Source organism: Pseudomonas sp. S30_BP2TU TE3576, assembly GCF_050436025.1.
In the GTDB taxonomy this organism is placed as follows: domain Bacteria; phylum Pseudomonadota; class Gammaproteobacteria; order Pseudomonadales; family Pseudomonadaceae; genus Aquipseudomonas.
In genome coordinates this window covers 1,039,867-1,055,891 of sequence record NZ_JBNDLK010000001.1, presented here as the reverse complement: position 1 = coordinate 1,055,891, position 16,025 = coordinate 1,039,867, and the positions used below count along the sequence as shown (strand labels likewise).

The 16,025-nt window shown below is 62.7% G+C and carries 14 protein-coding genes; 8 read left to right on the top strand and 6 right to left on the bottom strand.

Annotated elements, in window-relative coordinates; genetic code table 11:
- Positions 1 to 124: 124 nt before the first annotated feature.
- From ABIA48_RS04740 to ABIA48_RS04715, 6 genes are all read right to left on the bottom strand, one after another.
- Positions 125 to 1,705: a FadD3 family acyl-CoA ligase gene (locus ABIA48_RS04740; RefSeq protein WP_429487240.1), complete on the bottom strand. Its 1,581-nt coding sequence runs from the start codon at positions 1,703 to 1,705 to the stop codon at positions 125 to 127.
- A 72-nt stretch (positions 1,706 to 1,777) separates the two neighbouring features.
- A complete protein-coding gene (locus ABIA48_RS04735) occupies positions 1,778 to 2,524 on the bottom strand; it encodes an SDR family NAD(P)-dependent oxidoreductase (protein WP_429487239.1) in 747 nt (248 codons plus the stop codon).
- 237 nt (positions 2,525 to 2,761) lie between these two features.
- Positions 2,762 to 3,844 (bottom strand): 2Fe-2S iron-sulfur cluster-binding protein, encoded by a 1,083-nt coding sequence (locus ABIA48_RS04730; protein WP_429487238.1) that lies wholly within the window; start codon positions 3,842 to 3,844, stop codon positions 2,762 to 2,764.
- Between the two features lie 13 nt (positions 3,845 to 3,857).
- Positions 3,858 to 4,613 (bottom strand): glucose 1-dehydrogenase, encoded by a 756-nt coding sequence (locus ABIA48_RS04725; protein WP_429487237.1) that lies wholly within the window; start codon positions 4,611 to 4,613, stop codon positions 3,858 to 3,860.
- The gene (locus ABIA48_RS04720) at positions 4,601 to 6,280 is read right to left on the bottom strand and encodes an FAD-binding protein (RefSeq protein WP_429487236.1); all 1,680 of its coding nucleotides are present in this window, start codon (positions 6,278 to 6,280) and stop codon (positions 4,601 to 4,603) included. Before ABIA48_RS04720 ends, ABIA48_RS04725 begins: the two co-directional genes overlap by 13 nt.
- A gap of 7 nt (positions 6,281 to 6,287) precedes the next feature.
- On the bottom strand, positions 6,288 to 6,803 hold the full coding sequence (locus tag ABIA48_RS04715; protein WP_007992165.1) for a flavin reductase family protein: 516 nt from the start codon (positions 6,801 to 6,803) through the stop codon (positions 6,288 to 6,290).
- Between the two features lie 1,014 nt (positions 6,804 to 7,817).
- On the opposite strand from ABIA48_RS04715, the gene ABIA48_RS04710 reads away from it, so the two are divergent.
- The 8 genes from ABIA48_RS04710 to ABIA48_RS04675 all read left to right on the top strand — a co-directional run bounded on the left by ABIA48_RS04710 (position 7,818) and on the right by ABIA48_RS04675 (position 16,020).
- Positions 7,818 to 9,002, top strand: coding sequence for a flavin-dependent monooxygenase (locus ABIA48_RS04710; RefSeq protein WP_204934558.1), 1,185 nt, complete (start codon positions 7,818 to 7,820; stop codon positions 9,000 to 9,002).
- A 138-nt stretch (positions 9,003 to 9,140) separates the two neighbouring features.
- Entirely contained in the window at positions 9,141 to 10,262 is a 1,122-nt protein-coding gene (locus ABIA48_RS04705) for an LLM class flavin-dependent oxidoreductase (protein ID WP_429487235.1), read from the top strand.
- 587 nt (positions 10,263 to 10,849) lie between these two features.
- Positions 10,850 to 11,209: a DUF6124 family protein gene (locus ABIA48_RS04700; protein WP_007992077.1), complete on the top strand. Its 360-nt coding sequence runs from the start codon at positions 10,850 to 10,852 to the stop codon at positions 11,207 to 11,209.
- Positions 11,210 to 11,467: 258 nt separating this feature from the next.
- Entirely contained in the window at positions 11,468 to 12,358 is an 891-nt protein-coding gene (locus ABIA48_RS04695; protein WP_429487234.1) for a VOC family protein, read from the top strand.
- 11 nt (positions 12,359 to 12,369) lie between these two features.
- Positions 12,370 to 13,251, top strand: coding sequence for a CoA transferase subunit A (locus ABIA48_RS04690; protein WP_429487233.1), 882 nt, complete (start codon positions 12,370 to 12,372; stop codon positions 13,249 to 13,251).
- Between the two features lie 12 nt (positions 13,252 to 13,263).
- Positions 13,264 to 14,052, top strand: a complete 789-nt coding sequence (locus ABIA48_RS04685; protein ID WP_429487232.1) for a CoA-transferase subunit beta — start codon at positions 13,264 to 13,266, stop codon at positions 14,050 to 14,052.
- Between the two features lie 25 nt (positions 14,053 to 14,077).
- The gene (locus tag ABIA48_RS04680; RefSeq protein WP_429487231.1) at positions 14,078 to 14,950 is read left to right on the top strand and encodes an enoyl-CoA hydratase; all 873 of its coding nucleotides are present in this window, start codon (positions 14,078 to 14,080) and stop codon (positions 14,948 to 14,950) included.
- Positions 14,951 to 14,952: 2 nt separating this feature from the next.
- Complete coding sequence (locus ABIA48_RS04675) at positions 14,953 to 16,020, top strand: NAD(P)H-dependent flavin oxidoreductase (RefSeq protein ID WP_429487230.1); 1,068 nt, start codon at positions 14,953 to 14,955, stop codon at positions 16,018 to 16,020.
- The last annotated feature ends 5 nt before the right edge of the window (positions 16,021 to 16,025 follow it).

Sequence of the window (16,025 nt, the reverse complement as noted above, 5' to 3'; positions counted from 1 at the left end):
GCGAATACGGTGTGTCAGTCAACAATAATGTTGAAGCTGATGACCCTTTCGCGAGCAAGCCCGCTCCCACAGTTGATCTGTATCGGATGCGAAATCTGCTTACACCCTCCCACAGGGATTGGGATTAATTGACTGGCTGCAATGCCCACTCACGCAACACATTCTTCGTCACTTTGCCCGCCGCATTGATCGGCATGCTCTGCAGCACCTGCACCCGACGTGGCACCTTGTAGTTGGCCATCTGCTCACGGCACCAGGCGAGGAATCGGGTTTGCTCGATGTCCATCCCGGGGGCGGGCAGCAGGAACGCCATCGCCACTTCTCCCAGGCGCTCGTCAGGAATACCGATCACCGCTGCCTGGGCCACGCCCGGATAGGTCAGCAGACACTGTTCGATCTCCGCCGGGTACACGTTGAAGCCACCGGTGATGAACATGTCCTTGAGGCGGTCGGTGATGCGCAGGTAACCCTGTTCATCGAGCATGCCGATGTCGCCGGTGTGCAGCCAGCCGTCCGCGTCGAGAATCTCCTGGCTGGCTTCGGGATTGTTGAGGTAACCCTGCATCAGGTTGTAACCGCGGATCTGCACTTCACCGGGAGTGTTCGCCGGTTGGCTGCGGCCAGTGTTGCCGACACAGCGCACTTCCACCCCCGGCATCGCCCGGCCACTGGTGTTGGCGACCAGTTCCGCGGAGTCACCAGAGCGGCAGATCGTGGCGAAACCACAGACTTCCGTCAGGCCATACGCGGTGACGATGGTGGCGAATCCGAGTTCGTCGCGCATGCGGTGGATCATCTCCACGGGAATCGCCGCCGCGCCGGTCACCGCCACCCGCAATGAGCTCAGGTCGAACTCGCTGCGTTGCGGATGGGCCAGCAACGACTGATACAGCGTCGGCGGCCCGGGTAACACGGTGATGCGTTCGCGCTGCACGCATTCGAGCACCGCCTGCACGTCGAACACCTGCTGCGGCAGAAGGGTGCAGCCGCGCATCAACGCCGCCAGCCAACCGGCCTTGTAGCCGAAGGAATGGAAGAACGGATTGACGATCAGGTAGCGATCGCTTTCGCGCAGCCCGACGATGTCGCTCCAGTCGCGCACGATGCGCAGGTTCTGGCCGTGGCTGGTCATCACGCCTTTGGGCTTGCCGGTGGTGCCCGAGGTGAACAGCACGTCGGACAAGGCCTGCGGGCCAACGCTTTGCTCGCGGGTGCGCAAGGCCAGGTGCGGCACGTCGGCCCCCAGATCCATAAACCGCTCCCAGGCCAGGGTGCCCGAATTGGCGCCGCGCAGGCTGACGATGTGGCGCAGTTCAGGGAGGTCTTCCGACACCAGCATGCCGGGGTAGTCCGCGCCGAGGAATTCGCCAATGGCAAACAGCACGCAGGTGCCGCTTTCGCGCAGGATGTAGCCAGCCTCGCTGCCCTTCATCCGGGTATTGAGCGGTACCAGGGCGGCGCCGACACTTTGCAGGGCGCCGGCGGCGACGATCCATTCCCATACGTTGGGCGCCCAGATCGCCACGCGATCCCCGACCTGTACGTCGAGGGCCAGCAGTGCGCGGGCGGCCTGGCGACGCAACTGGTCGAGTTGGCGATAGCTGATCGTGTGGCCCGCGTCCTCGATGGCCGGGCGGTCGCCGTAGGCCTGGGCAGCGTTGGCGAACAGTTGAGCGATGGTCAGTGCGGTGGCGACAGGCGGCATGGGGCCTCCCCGGTTAGAAGACAGTTGCGAAAAAGGGAGTAGGCCGGGCAGGGCGCCCGGCCGGATTACGAATTACTGGGCGGGCGGGGCGAAACGGCGACCGGCGGAGAAACCACCGTCCACGGCGATCATCTGGCCGCTGACAAAGGACGCTTCGTCCGAGGCCAGGAACAGCGCGACATTGGCCACTTCTTCCGGTTGCCCGGAGCGGCTGAGCATGTGTTGCGAGGCGAAGAAAGCGTGGAACGCGTCATTGTCACGGACCATGCTGGTCATCGGCGTTTCGATCAGGCCCGGGCACAGGCCGTTGACGCGAATGTTGGCGTAGCCGTAGTCGATGGCCATCGAGCGGGTCAGCTGGTTGATGCCGCCCTTGGACACGTTGTAGGCCACGTTGCCGTCGCAGCCTTGCAGGCCGAAGATCGAACCGACGTTGATGATCGAACCAGCGCGCTGCTCCACCATCGACGCCAGCGCGTATTTGCTGGTGAGCATGCTGCCGGTCAGGTTGATGTCCATCACCCGTTGCCAGTTGGCGGTGGTGGTCTGAGTCACGCTGCCCTGGTCGGCGACGCCGGCGGCGTTGACCAGAATATCGATGCGCCCGAAGCGGCTGATGACGTCTTGCAGGACCTGCTGCACCTGCGCTTCGTCGCGCACGTCGAGGGTCATGAACAGGCCGGGAAAGTCTGCCGGTACGCTGCCGATGTCCAGCCCGACCACTTGCGCGCCTTCGGCAGCGAAACGGCGCACGCAGGCCAGGCCGATCCCCGAAGCGCCGCCGGTGACCACCGCGACCTTATTCTGCAAACGAGCCATAACTGCACCTCTTTATTGTTGTGGGCTAATGCTGGGGTCGAGTCTAACTGCAGACTTGGCCTGAGTGATCGTCCGTTGAGACTAAGCAACAGTTCTCCCGTCGTGCACATTTCAACTGTGGGAGCGGGCTTGCTCGCGAAGGGGGCGGCAGCCTCGACATCATCGTTGTCTGACACACCGTCTTCGCGAGCAAGCCCGCTCCCACAACTGATTGGATTTCCCCGTAGGAACGTACCCTCAATCGGGGAATTTCAGGCGTACCCGCGCACCCGTCGGTCGGCTCTGGCAAGCCAGTGTCCAGCCGTCGGCCAGTTCCTTGGGCGTCAGCACATCGTTGCGCGCCAACTGGACTTCACCTTCCTTGACCACGCACATGCACGCGCCGCAAAAGCCTTCTTCACAGGACGATGGCACGTCGAGGCCAGCCGCTTTGCAACTTTGCAGCAAGGTGTCCCCGGGTTTACAGGCAACTTCATGTTGCTGGCCGTCGAGCTCGACGATCAGCACCTCACATTGCGAATCCATGGCCGCGGCTCGCGCCACGGCTTCTTCGGCCAGTAGTTCATCAGGGTCCGGTGGCGAGACGAAACGTTCGACATGGATACGCTCGGCCGCCTCGCCCAGCGCCAGCAGCGTGCGCTCCACGGTGTCCATGAACGGCCCCGGCCCGCAGATGAAGTAATCACCGCCAGCCGAGCCCCGTAGCAGATGACGGACCTGATGGTCCGTCAGGAAACCCTGCACCGAATCGAGGACGTGCACCACGTGCAGTTGATCAGGATGCGCCTTGATCAACCGGCACAGCTCGTCCTTGAAAATCACCGACGCTTCATCGCGGTTGGCGTAGATCAACTTGATCGGCCGCCGGCTGCCATGGAGCACTGATTTGAGAATGGAAAACACCGGGGTGATGCCCGAACCGCCCCCGAACAGGATCAGGGGCTTTTCGGTGTCCGCCTGCGGATCCAGGCAGAAATGCCCGGCCGGTGGCAGCACTTCCAGCCAGGCGCCGACCTGCACTTCGTTCATCCAGTTCGACACCCGGCCACCGTCGACCCGTTTCACCGTGACCTTGGGCAGCGCGTCCGCGAGGGGCGAGCTGGCCATGGAGTAGCAGCGGGTCAACAGTTTGCCAGCGAAGGGCACGCGAAAACTCAGGAACTGGCCCGGTTTGTAGCGAAAGCGCTCACGCAGGTTTGGCGGTACGTCCAGCACCAGCGAGCGCGCGTCAGCGGTCTCGTCGATCACCGCGCACACTTGCAATGAGACGCTTGCCGTCGTGTGTTCGGCCGGGGTCAGATTCTGTTGTTGCGTGCCCATGTTCACCTCGACCTCAGAGCCCGCTGATCAGTTGGGCATTGTCGACGCGGATCTCGGCACCGTTGACGAACCGCGACTCGTCGGTGGCGAGGAACAGCACCACGTTGGCGATATCCCGTGGCGCGGCCATGCGGTTCATCGGGTCCTGGTCCAGCGCTTCCTGAGGGATCGGCTGACCACCGGCCAGGGCCTGGGTCATCGGCGTGTTCACGCCATCCGGGTGCACGCTGTTGCAGCGAATGCGATAGCCCTGTTGCTTGCAGTGCAGGGCGATGGAACGGGTCATCGCCGCCACCGCGCCTTTGGACGCCGAGTAAGCGCAGAACATCGGCATCGCACCCAACGCGGCCACCGACGACATGTTGATGATCGAGCCGCCACCGGTTTCCTTCATCGCCTGGATCGCGTACTTGCAACCGAGGAAGTAGCCGTCGCCGTTGATCTTCTGCACCTTCTGCCACAGCTCCAGGGTGGTGTCTTCGATGCTGCCCAGGGCCAGGATCGCGGCGTTGTTGACCAGTACGTCGAGGCGGCCGAAGTGTTCGACGGTGGTCTTGAGCACGTGTTGCCAGTCGCTTTCGCTGGCGATGTCGTGGCGGATGAACAGGGCGTTGGCGCCGATTTCTGCGGCGACATGGCGGCCGGCTTCTTCGTTGAGGTCGGTCAGTACCACTTTGGCGCCTTCGCGGGCCAGCAGCAGGGCGTCTTCGCGACCGATGCCGCTGGCGGCGCCGGTGATGATGCAGACTTTGCCTTCTACACGTTGCATTGTTGTTCTCCTGATCGTGCGGTTTGAAGTGCGAATTGGTCGGCCACGTGGGCGGCAGCCCGGCGACCGGAATAGATGCAATCGGCCAGTGACAGGCCGGAGACATACAGGTTGGAGGCGACCCCGACGGCGTTGCGGCCGGCGCTGTACAGGCCGTTTATTGGCTGGCCGGCAGGGGACAGCACCCGACCGCTGGCCTCGCAGACTTTCAGCCCGCCCAGGGTGATGACCGGGCAGGGGAACAGTTTGCTGGCGAATGAAAGATCGAGGGCGTACCACGGACCCTGGTCGAGGTTGGCGAGCATTGCCGCGGACTTGTCGAACTCGTCGGCGACTTCACCGCGTGCCGCGCGGCTATAGCGTTCGACACTCTGGCGCAGCAGTTCCGGCGGCAGATGGCAGCGTTTGGCCAACCCGGCCAGGCTGGTGCTGCGTTTGGCGTTGAACAGCAAATTGAGCAGCACCGGCAGGCGCTGGAAATTCCACACTTTGCCGGGGGCGACCTGACTGAGTGCTTCTCGAACCAGCGCCCGATTGAGAATCAGAATGGCGCGACCATCCTGTTCTTCGACCATGGCGTGGCCGAGGGTCGCGCCGTAGATTTCTTCGTTGGCGTAACGTTGTCCACGGGCATTGACGATCAGCCCCCGGGCCCAGGCCAGTGGCGGATTGATGAAACGCCAGGCGCTGACCTTGTCCATCCGCGCTACGCTGCCCCCGGCGCTCTGGCCCAGGGCGATGCCGCTACCATTGCACCCGGTGGCGCCCAGCGGCAAACCGGCCAGGTACTGCGGCGCGTGCTGGCGCACCAGGTCGCGATTGAAGATGAAACCACCGCTGCTCAACAGCACCGCCTGTTCGGCGCGAATCAATTGGCGGATGGCGCTGCTCTGTTCGATGCGACGCTGACGGGCGCGCAAGCGGTCGGCCAGGGCCGGAGCGTACATATGAATAGCGCTGGCCCAGCGCGACAGGCGCGCATGTTGCCGGGCGGCGCGACTGCCGGAAGGCAACTGCCAGGCTTCGACACCGATGACCTTGTCGTCTAGGTCGAGCACCAGCCTGCGCACTTCGCACTGGCTGCGCAGGCGTGCACCGTGACGCAAGGCGCTGGCCTTGAGCGGGGCGAACAGGCTGGCGCCGGACATGCCCGGGCCCTTGGTACGGTGGCCACGGGGCGCCGGCTTGGCGTTGGCGGCATAGGCCGGTACGGCTTCGTTGCCAGAGTAATAGAGGTAGTACTGGTCACTCGGGTACGAGGTTTTGTGCGGTGGAACGCTGGCCTCGAATGCCGCACCTTGACGCTCCAGCCAGGCCAGTTGTTCGCGGCTGCCTTCGCAGAAATCCCGTAGCGTCTCGGGGCTGACGGCCTCGCCGACTTCCTGGCGCAGGTAATTGAACATCGCCTCGCTGGTGTCTTCATAGCCAGCCTGACGCTGATACGGCGTGCCGCCACCGGCATAAACAACACCGCCGCTGAGGGCAGTGGCGCCGCCCCCTTCGAAGCGATCCAGCGCCAACACCGCGAGACCACGGCTGGCGGCTTCGATCGCAGCACAGGCGCCGGCGCCGCCGAAACCGACCACCAGCAAATCGCAGCGATCATCCCATGGCAACTGGTCGGCGCTGTTCACTCGCAACGCCGTCAACCCGTTCAGGTTGTCCATGTTCAGCTCAGCCTGCAGCCGCTAAGGAAGGTGTGGGTTTGGCGGTGGTGGTGTAGCTGCCGTCGAGGTAGACCAGCGGGGTTATGGCGTCGCTGGTGTGGATTTGCAGGATGCGACCGATGAACACGGTGTGGGTGCCGTAGCTGAAGTGGCCGTCCTGACGGCAGAGGATTGCCGACTGGGCGTCACCCAGGTACGGAATGCCGCCGGGGCTGGTGAGCCAGTTGCCACGGTCGAAGCGTGCTTCGCCCTTGATCGCGCCGCTGCACAGGTGGGCCAGGTCTTGTTGTTCGACGCCGAGGATGTTCACGCAGAAGTCCGCGCCGGTCGCCAGTGCGGCGTGGGGGGAGGCGGTCTTGTTGACGCAGATCAGCAGCGATGGTGGTTCGGTGCTCAGGGAGTCGACCGCGGTGGCGGCCATGGCGAAACGTTCGGAGCCGTTGCTGGTGCTGATAATGGTGACTGACTTGGCCAGGCGGCGCATAGCCTGGAGCATGTCGGCTTTGAGATTGACGTCGTTCATCGCACTGGGCCTTTTGGTTGTGCAGGGAGTGCGATGGATTCTTGCTCTGGCTCTGGTCTTGAACATCGTCCGAGGGGACTAGGCCTTGGCGGCCTCTGGGCCGACCAGGCTCTTGGGTGGTCGAGTACATATCCGTTTCTGCGGTAACGGCGGCTTATGGTTCCGCTCTTACAGCGGGTCACTTTGGCAAACGCCCCAAAGTAACCAAAGGTCTCGCCCCTTACGTACGGCCCCTCGCTGAGGCTCGGGGTTCCTTCGCTCCGGCCTTCCTCCGGGGGCATCGCCTCCGGTCGGCTTCGCTTCGACCTCCTCTCGATGTGTTCGACTGCGTCGAACGGCGCTGCGCGCCCACCCCCGGATGAACGCCTCCGCTCAGCCTGCCGAGGGGGCGGGTGGATCAAGATCAAGAGCTGCAGGCGAGCTAACGCTCGGCCTGATGAGTGGTGAGGAGCGTGGGGGTACGCCGATCTGCCTTTGCTCTTCTGTGGGAGCGAGCTTGCTCGCGATGGCGGCCTGCCAGCCGACCAATTTCTTGCTGATGCCCACCGATCAAATTGTGGGAGCGGGCTTGCTCGCGAAGACGGCCCGACAGCCGACTGGAATTTTGTGGATGTATCACGTCCAAAAGATCGCAGCCTCGTTGCACTCGACAGCTCCTACAGGGACATGCGCAGGAAAGAGCCAGGCCGCCTCGCGGAGCAAGGGCATGCCGAGGCCACCGCCTGACACCAAGCCTTCGCGAGCAAGCCCGCTCCCACAGGGATCTTCAGTGGCCACAAGTCCCGAGTAAAACCGGAGACCCAATGTGGGAGCGGGCTTGCTCGCGAAAACGGCCTGTCAACCAACACATCCTTCTCAGATGCCCCCCCTGATACCCATTCCCCGACTCCACATGGTCCGTTTGAGGGATGTCCACTCTGTTGCGCATTGTTTGAATGCCAGCGTAGGGGCACTACACCCGCCCCGTTGCACGCGCGCCCCGGCGGATGGGGTGAACAAAGGAGAACAATAAAAATGCTCAACCAAGACCTGATTCGCCAGCGTCTGAGCCAACGTGCCCGTGAGTTGGTGCCGATCCTGCGTGAACGCGCCCTGAATGCCGCGCAAGCAGGCCAGTTGCCTGAAGAAACCCTGAAGGATTTCCACGACGCCGGGTTCTTTCGCATCCTGCAACCGTCCCGTTGGGAAGGCTATGAGCTGGAGCCCAAGGATTTCTTCGACGTGCAGATGACCCTCGCCGAAGGCTGCATGTCCTCAGCCTGGGTACTTGGCGTGGTAGCGATCCACAACTGGCAACTGGCGCTGTTCGACGACCGCGCCGCGCAGGATGTCTGGGGTAGCGATTCCAGCGTGCTGATCTCCTCCTCATACATGCCAGTGGGCAAGGTCGAGCGGGTCGAAGGTGGTTTCAAGTTGAGCGGGCGCTGGGGGTTTTCTTCCGGCAGCAAGCATTGCGACTGGGTATTCCTCGGTGCGTTGGTGCCGCCGGCCGAGGCGGGCGGGGCGCCGGATTACCGGACGTTCCTGGTGCCGCGCAGCGATTACCAGATTCTCGACAACTGGAATGTCATGGGTCTGGAAGCCACCGGCTCCCACGACATTCTGGTGGAGAACGCTTTTGTGCCGGAGTACCGCACCCATCGCGCGTTCGACGGTTTCATGCAGAACAGTCCGGGCAACGCGGTGAACACTGCGCCGTTGTTCCGTCTGCCATTCGGGCAGATTTTCGTGCGTGCGGTGTCGTCGTCCGCCATCGGTGCCCTGCAAGGTGCGGTGGATCAGTTTGTCGAGCACAACCGCGCCCGGGTCGGGGTCAACGATGGTCGCAAAATGGTCCAGGACCCGGCCGCGCAATCGGCCCTGGCCAATGCCATGGTCTGCGTCGACGAGTGCAAGACCGTGCTGCATCGCAATTTCGCTTTGATGCTGGAGCGCGCGCAGAAGGGCGAGCCGTTGAGCATGCCCGAGCGGGTGAAGATGCGTTACGACTCGGCGCTGGTGGCCGACAAGTGCGCCAAGGCGGTTGGCGACCTGATGTTCAACAGCGGTGCTTCGACGATCTTCCGCAGTCACGCGATCAACCGTGCCTTCCGCGACATTCACACCGGTCGCGCCCACGTCGCCAACAGCCCGGCCAAGTACGCCTGGAACCTTGGCGGCGTGAGCATGGGCCAGGACAGCAACGACTTTTTCCTCTGACCGTTACCCATGGCTCTTTTCTATAAATCGGGCTAGTCCGTTTGCGTGATTCGAGCGCCCCGTCGATGCACGAGCATTGGCGGTAAGGCGAAGGTCTACGGCGCCGACTGCGCATCCAAATAAGCACAAGGATCAACCATGAAATTTTCCCTGATTTACGAAGCCCAGACGGTGGACTCCAGCCGCGAAGGCGACCGCAAGATTTTCCAGGACACCGTCGAGCAGGCCGTCCTCGCCGACAAGCTTGGCTTCGACACCTTCTGGTGCGTGGAACACACCGCGCTGAGCAACTACTCGCACATGTCCGCGCCGGAAACCATGCTGGCTTTCGTGGCCGGTAAAACCGAGCGCATCGGCATCGGCCACGGTGTGGTCTGCCTGCCTCCGGCGATGAACCATCCGGTGAAGGTCGCCGAGCGCATCGCCACCCTCGACCTGCTGTCCAAGGGCCGTGTGCACTTCGGCGTCGGCAAGGGCGGCACCCAGCAGGAAGCCGGCACCTTCGGCTACGACCTGGCGACCTTGCAGCCGCAGATCGACGAGATGATGTACCTGATCCCGAAAATGTTCGTGCAGGACGAGATCGAGCACAACGGCGACTTCGTGCAGATCCCCAAACGTCCGATCCATCCAAAGCCGTATCAGGACCCGCACCCGCCGATGTACCTGGCGTGCACCAACACCGAGTCGCTGAAGAATGCCGGTGGTCGTGGCATGGGCGCCCTGGTGCTGGGCTTCGGTGGCCCGGAAGAGATCGCCAAGAAGGTCGAGGTGTATCACACGGCTTACGACAACCGCGATGAGAAGAAGCAAGTGGGCTTCCGTCCAAACCGTCACATCGCCGCGCTGTGCCCGGCCATCGTGCTGGACGACAACGAAGAAGCGCGCCGCATCGGTATCCGTGGCCAGCGCTACTTCATGGAATCCTTGGGCTACTGGTACGGCGGTGGCGAGCGTCCGGATCCGCAGAAGTGGAAGGACGACACCTTCGTCGATGGCAACGGCCAGAGCGTGATCAAGTCGCGCTTCGCCTCCGAAGAAGTCAGCGTCGACTTCTCCGACCCGACCATGGCGATGATGAACCCGAACCACGCCTACGGCACCGTCGAGGATTGCATTGGCTACGTACAGCGCCTGATCGATGCCGGCGCCGACGAAATCCTGTTCATCTGCCAGATGGGCACCGTGCCGCAGTGGGCACAGCTGGAAACCCTGAAGAACATTGGCGAGAAGGTGATTCCGCACTTTCGCAAGAGCTGATTTGAGATAGCGCAAAACTGTAGCAGCTGCCGAAGGCTGCGTCCGAGTGCGCAGCACTCGAAAAAGGGCAATAGGCGGTGTTTCTGGACGGACTCGGTTTGCCAGGTTGCGAGCGCTGCGCACTCGGACGCAGCCTTCGGCAGCTGCTACAGTTCTTCAGGCCTGGCATGGACGTCAGGCCAACTTTCCAACGGGTCCCCAAGGCCCGTTTTTTTATGCCTGGACTAATCCTGTGGATCTTTAAACAGAGCCTGTTTAACCAGTGTCAGTGTTACTTGATGAAAGCTACAAGACCTTGCGGCATTGCCTACAGGTACGCCAGAATCCGCCGGCTTGTGCGCCTTGGAGGCCATCGGTAACTTGATTCATGTCACTGATTCCCAGTGATCGGGTTTAGTAGCCCGAGGCTTAATCCAAGACGTACAACGCATCAATCAGGCTGTGTGCCTGCATTTTGATGGTGGCTGTACGCAGGGCGCCCTTGGGCGCGCCGGCTTCTTGGATTCCCCGGTCTACTAACCTGCGTACAGCTGCCACCCCTTCTTTTAGTAGAGAAGTGGTTCCAGCCCACATCAGGAATCCACAATATGTTCAAGGTCACACCCAATCCGCCGGACACCGATCCAACATCCCCGTACGAACCCGATTCAAAAAAACTCAACGAAGCCGCCGAACGCGCCCTCGACTTCCACTTCCCGTCGTCTGCCGACATCAAAGCCACCCCGCGCACCGTCAGTACCCTGTTTACCGTCGACCCCGAAGTCAAGACCGAAACCCTTATGGTTTACCTGGTGGAAACGCTGGCCTCGGTGGATGTGATGGTCCATCAACTGGTGGATCACCTGGAGGGCGGCGACCGCAATGCCCTGCTGGGCATTTCCAACAGCGTGATGCTGGCCGAAATCACCGCAAACCGTGTACTCGATCAAATCGATCCGCCTACATAAACCCGCAACACCACTGCCCCCCTGTGGGAGCGGGCTTGCTCGCGAAGAGGCCGGCACATTCAACATCTATGTTGACTGCCACACCGCCTTCGCGAGCAAGCCCGCTCCCACAGTTTTGATGCGTGTACCCCATCAAATCTGCTAGTCCCATTGGACGATGTTGGCCCTCGCCGAACCCGTTTGAATAGGCCCTACATAAAGTCTCCCCCGGCAGTCGCCGAAGGGTGGCATCGCCTGAGTAAAACGAGGAGTGCATCCATGGATATCCGTGGTCTGGGTTACGTCACCCTGCTGTCCAGCGACCTGGCGCAATGGCGTCATTACGCGAGTCAGGTGCTGGGCATGATGGTCAGCGGCAACGATGAGTTTCTGTACCTGAAGATGGATGAGCGTCACTACCGCATCCTGGTGCAGAAAAATGCCGACAACGGCTTCGGTGCCTGCGGCTGGGAAGTGGCTGGCAAAGCGGCTCTCGAGCAGGCGGTGCTTGAGCTGCAACAGGCCGACGTGCAAGTGACTCGCGGCACCGTGGCGGAAGCCGAGCTGCGCAAGGTCCAGGAGCTGGTGCACTTCAGCGACCCGGATGGCAATCGCCACGAAATTTTCTGGGGCCCGTTGCAGGACTTCGCCCGATTCGTCTCGCCGGTCGGCGTCAAAGGTTTTGTCACCAACGACCTCGGCATGGGCCACGTGGTGCTGCCGGCACCGACCTTCGAGCGCTGCCGCGATTTCTACGAACAAGTGATGGGTTTCGGCCTGTCGGACCTGATGAAAGTCCGCTTCACCCCGGACCCGGCCGAGCCGCAAAAGCGCATCCACTTCCTGCACTGCAACAACGGCCGCCACCACTCGCTGGCGATTTTCGAGTGCCCGATGCCCCACGGCTGCGTGCACATGATGGTCGAGGTCAACGCGCTGGACGAAGTCGGCCGCGCCCTGGACCGCGTGCACGCCAACGGCGTGAAGCTGTCGGCCACCCTCGGCCAGCACACCAACGACCAGATGATTTCTTTCTATATCAAGACCCCGTCCGGGTTTGACCTGGAATACGGCTGCGATGGCCTGGTGGTCGATTGGGACCGCCACACGCCGTTCGAAAGCACCGTGGTCAGCCACTGGGGCCACGACTTCAGTGTCGGTCGCCAATGAGGAACATGACGATGGACAAGCAAATGACCACCGCCGAGATCGTCGGCCAACTGCGTGACGGCATGACCATCGGCATCGGTGGCTGGGGCCCGCGCCGCAAGCCGATGGCGCTGGTGCGGGAGATTCTGCGCTCGGACCTCAAGGAGCTGACTGTTGTTGCATACGGGGGGGCGGATGTCGGCATGCTTTGCGCCGCCGGCAAGATCAAAAAACTGGTGTTCGCCTTCGTCTCCCTGGATTTCATTCCGCTGGAGCCGTACTTCCGCAAGGCGCGCCAGGAAGCGGCTCTGGACGTGATGGAGATCGATGAAGGCATGTTGCTGCTTGGCCTGCGCGCCGCAGCGATGAATGTGCCGTTCATTCCGACCGCCGTGGGCTTGGGCACTGACGTACTGCGCCACAACCGCCAGATCAAGTTGATCGCCTCGCCCTATGCCGATGGCAAGGACTGGGTCGCCATGCCGGCCCTTAATCTCGACGCGGCGCTGGTGCATGTCGACCGCGCCGACAAACGCGGCGTGTGCCAGATCAACGGTCCGGATCACTACATGGACGACCTGTTCGTGCGGGCCGCGACCCACAGCTACGTGACCTGCGATGAACTGGTCGACAGCGAGTATTTCCACCAGAACAGCGCCCGCGCCCATCAAGTGTTCTGGGAACGCAACCTGACCACCGCCGTGGCCCACGTGCCGGGCGGTGCGCATCCGTCGTCCTGCGCGCCGCTGTACGGTTTCGACGTCGCGCACTTCAAGGCCTACAACGCCACGGTGCAGGCGGCCGATGGCTGGGAAGGGTACGTGCGCGACTACGTCGACTGCACCCACGAACAGTATCTGGACAAGGTTGGCGGCCTGGCTGCGATCCGTGAACTGCCGTTGCCGATTTTCTAAGGAAGCCTTCCGATGAGCACTACTGATTACAGCCTCGCTGAGTTGATGATTTGCGCCGCGTCCGAAGCCTGGCGCGAAGACGGCGAAGTGTTGGCCAGCGGCATCGGCGTGATCCCGCGTCTGGCCGCTTCGCTGGCCATGCTGACCAGCAACCCGCAACTGCTGATGACCGACTCCGAAGCCTACATGGTCGCCGAACCGGTGCCTTTGGGCGCGCGCAAGGGCTACGAGCCCAAGCGTGACAGCTGGATGGGGTTCTCGCGGATTTTCGACAACGTCTGGGGCGGCAAGCGCCATGCCCTGGTCGGCCCGACCCAGATCGACCGCTTTGGCCAGGCGAACATTTCCTGCATCGGCGACTACGCCAAACCCAAGGCGCAGATGCTCGGTGTGCGCGGTTTCCCCGGCAACTCGATCAGCCACGCCAACTCGTTTTGCGTGCCGAGCCACAACCGCCGGGTGTTCGTCGAGGGCGAGGTCGATATGGTCGCCTCGGTCGGCTACAACCCGGCCCGCCTGGCACGGGGCTGGTCGCTGGACGACATCGACATCCGCCTGATCATCACCGACCTCTGCGTCCTGGATTTCCAGGGCCCGCAACGGCAGATGCGCATTCGTTCGCTGCACCCCGGCGTGACGGCGGCGCAGGTCCAGGACAACACCGGGTTCGAGTTGCACGTGCCGGACGACTGCCCGACCACCGCGGCCCCGACCGCCGAGCAATTGCAACTGATCCAGCGTCTGGACCCGCACAACCTGCGCGCCCTGCAGCTTAAAGACAATCCGCCAGGCCAGCGCTGAGCGCCCGCGTTTTCGGAGACAAGTGATGGCTGAACATAACGACAAGAACGAGGCCGAAGTGGTCCTGTACGAAGTGCGCGAGGCGGTGGCAATCGTCACCATGAACCGCCCCGAGTACCACAACGCACAGAACTCGCAGATGACTTATGCGCTAGACGCGGCGTTTCGCCGGGCCTGCGATGACGACGAGGTGAAGGTCATTGTGTTGCGCGGCGCGGGCAAGCATTTCTCCGCCGGGCATGACATCGGCACGCCGGGGCGTGACGTCGACAAAACGTTCGATCGGGCGAGCCTTTGGTACGACCACACCAACAAACCGGGTGGCGAGTTTCTCTATGCCCGCGAGCAGGAAGTCTATCTGGGCATGTGCCGGCGCTGGCGCGAGATGCCCAAACCGACCATCGCCATGGTCCAGGGCGCGTGCATTGCCGGTGGGCTGATGCTGGCCTGGGTCTGCGACCTGATCGTCGCCAGCGAGGATGCCTATTTCGCCGATCCGGTGGTGCGCATGGGCATTCCCGGGGTCGAGTATTTCGCCCACGTGCATGAATTGAACCCGCGCATCGCCAAGGAATTCCTGTTCCTCGGCGAGCGCATGCCGGCGCCACGGGCCTATCAGATGGGCATGCTCAATCGGGTGGTTGCTCGCGACGAGTTGGAGCAACAGGCGCTCGACATCGCCGGGCGCATCGCCCAGATGCCGCGCCTGGGCCTGCAATTGAGCAAGCAAGCGGTGAACAACGCCGAAGACCTGATGGGCAAGCGCGCGACCATGGACATGGTGTTCGGCCTGCATCACTTCGCCCATGCCCACAACGAACTGGTGTCCGGCGACCGCCTCGGCGGCTACGACGCCAAGGCCATGGCCAGTTCGCAACGCAAAGCGGACGGGGCGTGAGCATGGCGATCTCGTTGAATACCCGTTTGACCGAATTGCTCGGTTGCCGCTACCCAATCATCCAGACCGCCATGGGTTGGGTCGCTGACCCGAAACTGGTGGCGGCCACGGGCAATGCCGGCGGTTTCGGTTTTCTCGCCGGGGCGACCATCGAGCCGCCGCTCATGGAGGCTGCGATCCTCGAAACCAAGCGCCTGACCGATCAGCCGTTCGGGGTGAATTTCCACATGTACCAGGCCAATGCCGGCGAGATCGTCGAGTTGGTTTTGCGCCATAAAGTCCGCGCGGTCAGTTACAGCCGTTCGCCGGGCAAGCAGATGATCAGTCGCCTGAAAGACGCCGGCGTGGTGTGCATTCCCACGGTCGGCGCGCTCAAGCATGCGCAGAAAGCCGTGGAAATGGGCGCTGATGCGGTGACGGTGCAAGGCGGCGAGGGCGGCGGGCATACCGGCTCGGTGCCGACCTCGATGCTGCTCGACCAAGTGGTCAACGCAGTCTCCGTGCCGGTGGTGGCGGCGGGTGGTTTCAAGGACGGCAACGGTCTGATTTCGGCCCTGGCCTACGGTGCCGAAGGCATCGCCATGGGCACGCGTTTTCTGATGTGCGCCGACAGCCCGGTGCCGCAGGCGACCCTGGCGCGTTACCTGGCGGTCAAGGACCCGGCCGCGATCATCATCAGCCGTGCCATCGACGGCATGCCGCAACGGATGATCCGCAATGAATTGCTCAACCGGCTGGAAAACAGCGGTGGCCTCAAGCGCCTGTTGCTGGCCTTGCAGAGTGGTTTGGCCTACCGCCGCCACACGGGTATGAGCCTGACTCAACTGCTGACCAGCGCACTGAAGATGCGCGGCAGCGGTGAGCTGACCGCCGCGCAAAGCATCATGGCCGCCAACGCGCCGATGGTGATCCAGAAAGCCATGGTCGACGGGCAACCAGCTGCCGGCGTGTTGCCTGCCGGACAGATCGCCGCATCCATCGACAGCTTGCCCAGCTGCGCCCAATTGATTGAACAGATCGTCCGCGACGCCGAAGCGCGCCTGGGCGAGCTGTGCCGCCGTGTGTCGTAAGGGGC

Bases quoted from the DNA above. Each gene is read 5' to 3' on its own strand.
- ABIA48_RS04685 (WP_429487232.1), top strand. From the start codon at position 13,264: ATGAGCACTACTGATTACAGCCTCGCTGAGTTGATGATTTGCGCCGCG.
- ABIA48_RS04710 (WP_204934558.1), top strand. From the start codon at position 7,818: ATGCTCAACCAAGACCTGATTCGCCAGCGTCTGAGCCAACGTGCCCGT.
- ABIA48_RS04715 (WP_007992165.1), bottom strand. From the start codon at position 6,803: ATGAACGACGTCAATCTCAAAGCCGACATGCTCCAGGCTATGCGCCGC.
- ABIA48_RS04735 (WP_429487239.1), bottom strand. From the start codon at position 2,524: ATGGCTCGTTTGCAGAATAAGGTCGCGGTGGTCACCGGCGGCGCTTCG.
- ABIA48_RS04730 (WP_429487238.1), bottom strand. From the start codon at position 3,844: ATGGGCACGCAACAACAGAATCTGACCCCGGCCGAACACACGACGGCA.
- ABIA48_RS04695 (WP_429487234.1), top strand. From the start codon at position 11,468: ATGGATATCCGTGGTCTGGGTTACGTCACCCTGCTGTCCAGCGACCTG.
- ABIA48_RS04705 (WP_429487235.1), top strand. From the start codon at position 9,141: ATGAAATTTTCCCTGATTTACGAAGCCCAGACGGTGGACTCCAGCCGC.
- ABIA48_RS04690 (WP_429487233.1), top strand. From the start codon at position 12,370: ATGGACAAGCAAATGACCACCGCCGAGATCGTCGGCCAACTGCGTGAC.
- ABIA48_RS04740 (WP_429487240.1), bottom strand. From the start codon at position 1,705: ATGCCGCCTGTCGCCACCGCACTGACCATCGCTCAACTGTTCGCCAAC.
- ABIA48_RS04720 (WP_429487236.1), bottom strand. From the start codon at position 6,280: ATGGACAACCTGAACGGGTTGACGGCGTTGCGAGTGAACAGCGCCGAC.
- ABIA48_RS04725 (WP_429487237.1), bottom strand. From the start codon at position 4,613: ATGCAACGTGTAGAAGGCAAAGTCTGCATCATCACCGGCGCCGCCAGC.
- ABIA48_RS04700 (WP_007992077.1), top strand. From the start codon at position 10,850: ATGTTCAAGGTCACACCCAATCCGCCGGACACCGATCCAACATCCCCG.
- ABIA48_RS04680 (WP_429487231.1), top strand. From the start codon at position 14,078: ATGGCTGAACATAACGACAAGAACGAGGCCGAAGTGGTCCTGTACGAA.
- ABIA48_RS04675 (WP_429487230.1), top strand. From the start codon at position 14,953: ATGGCGATCTCGTTGAATACCCGTTTGACCGAATTGCTCGGTTGCCGC.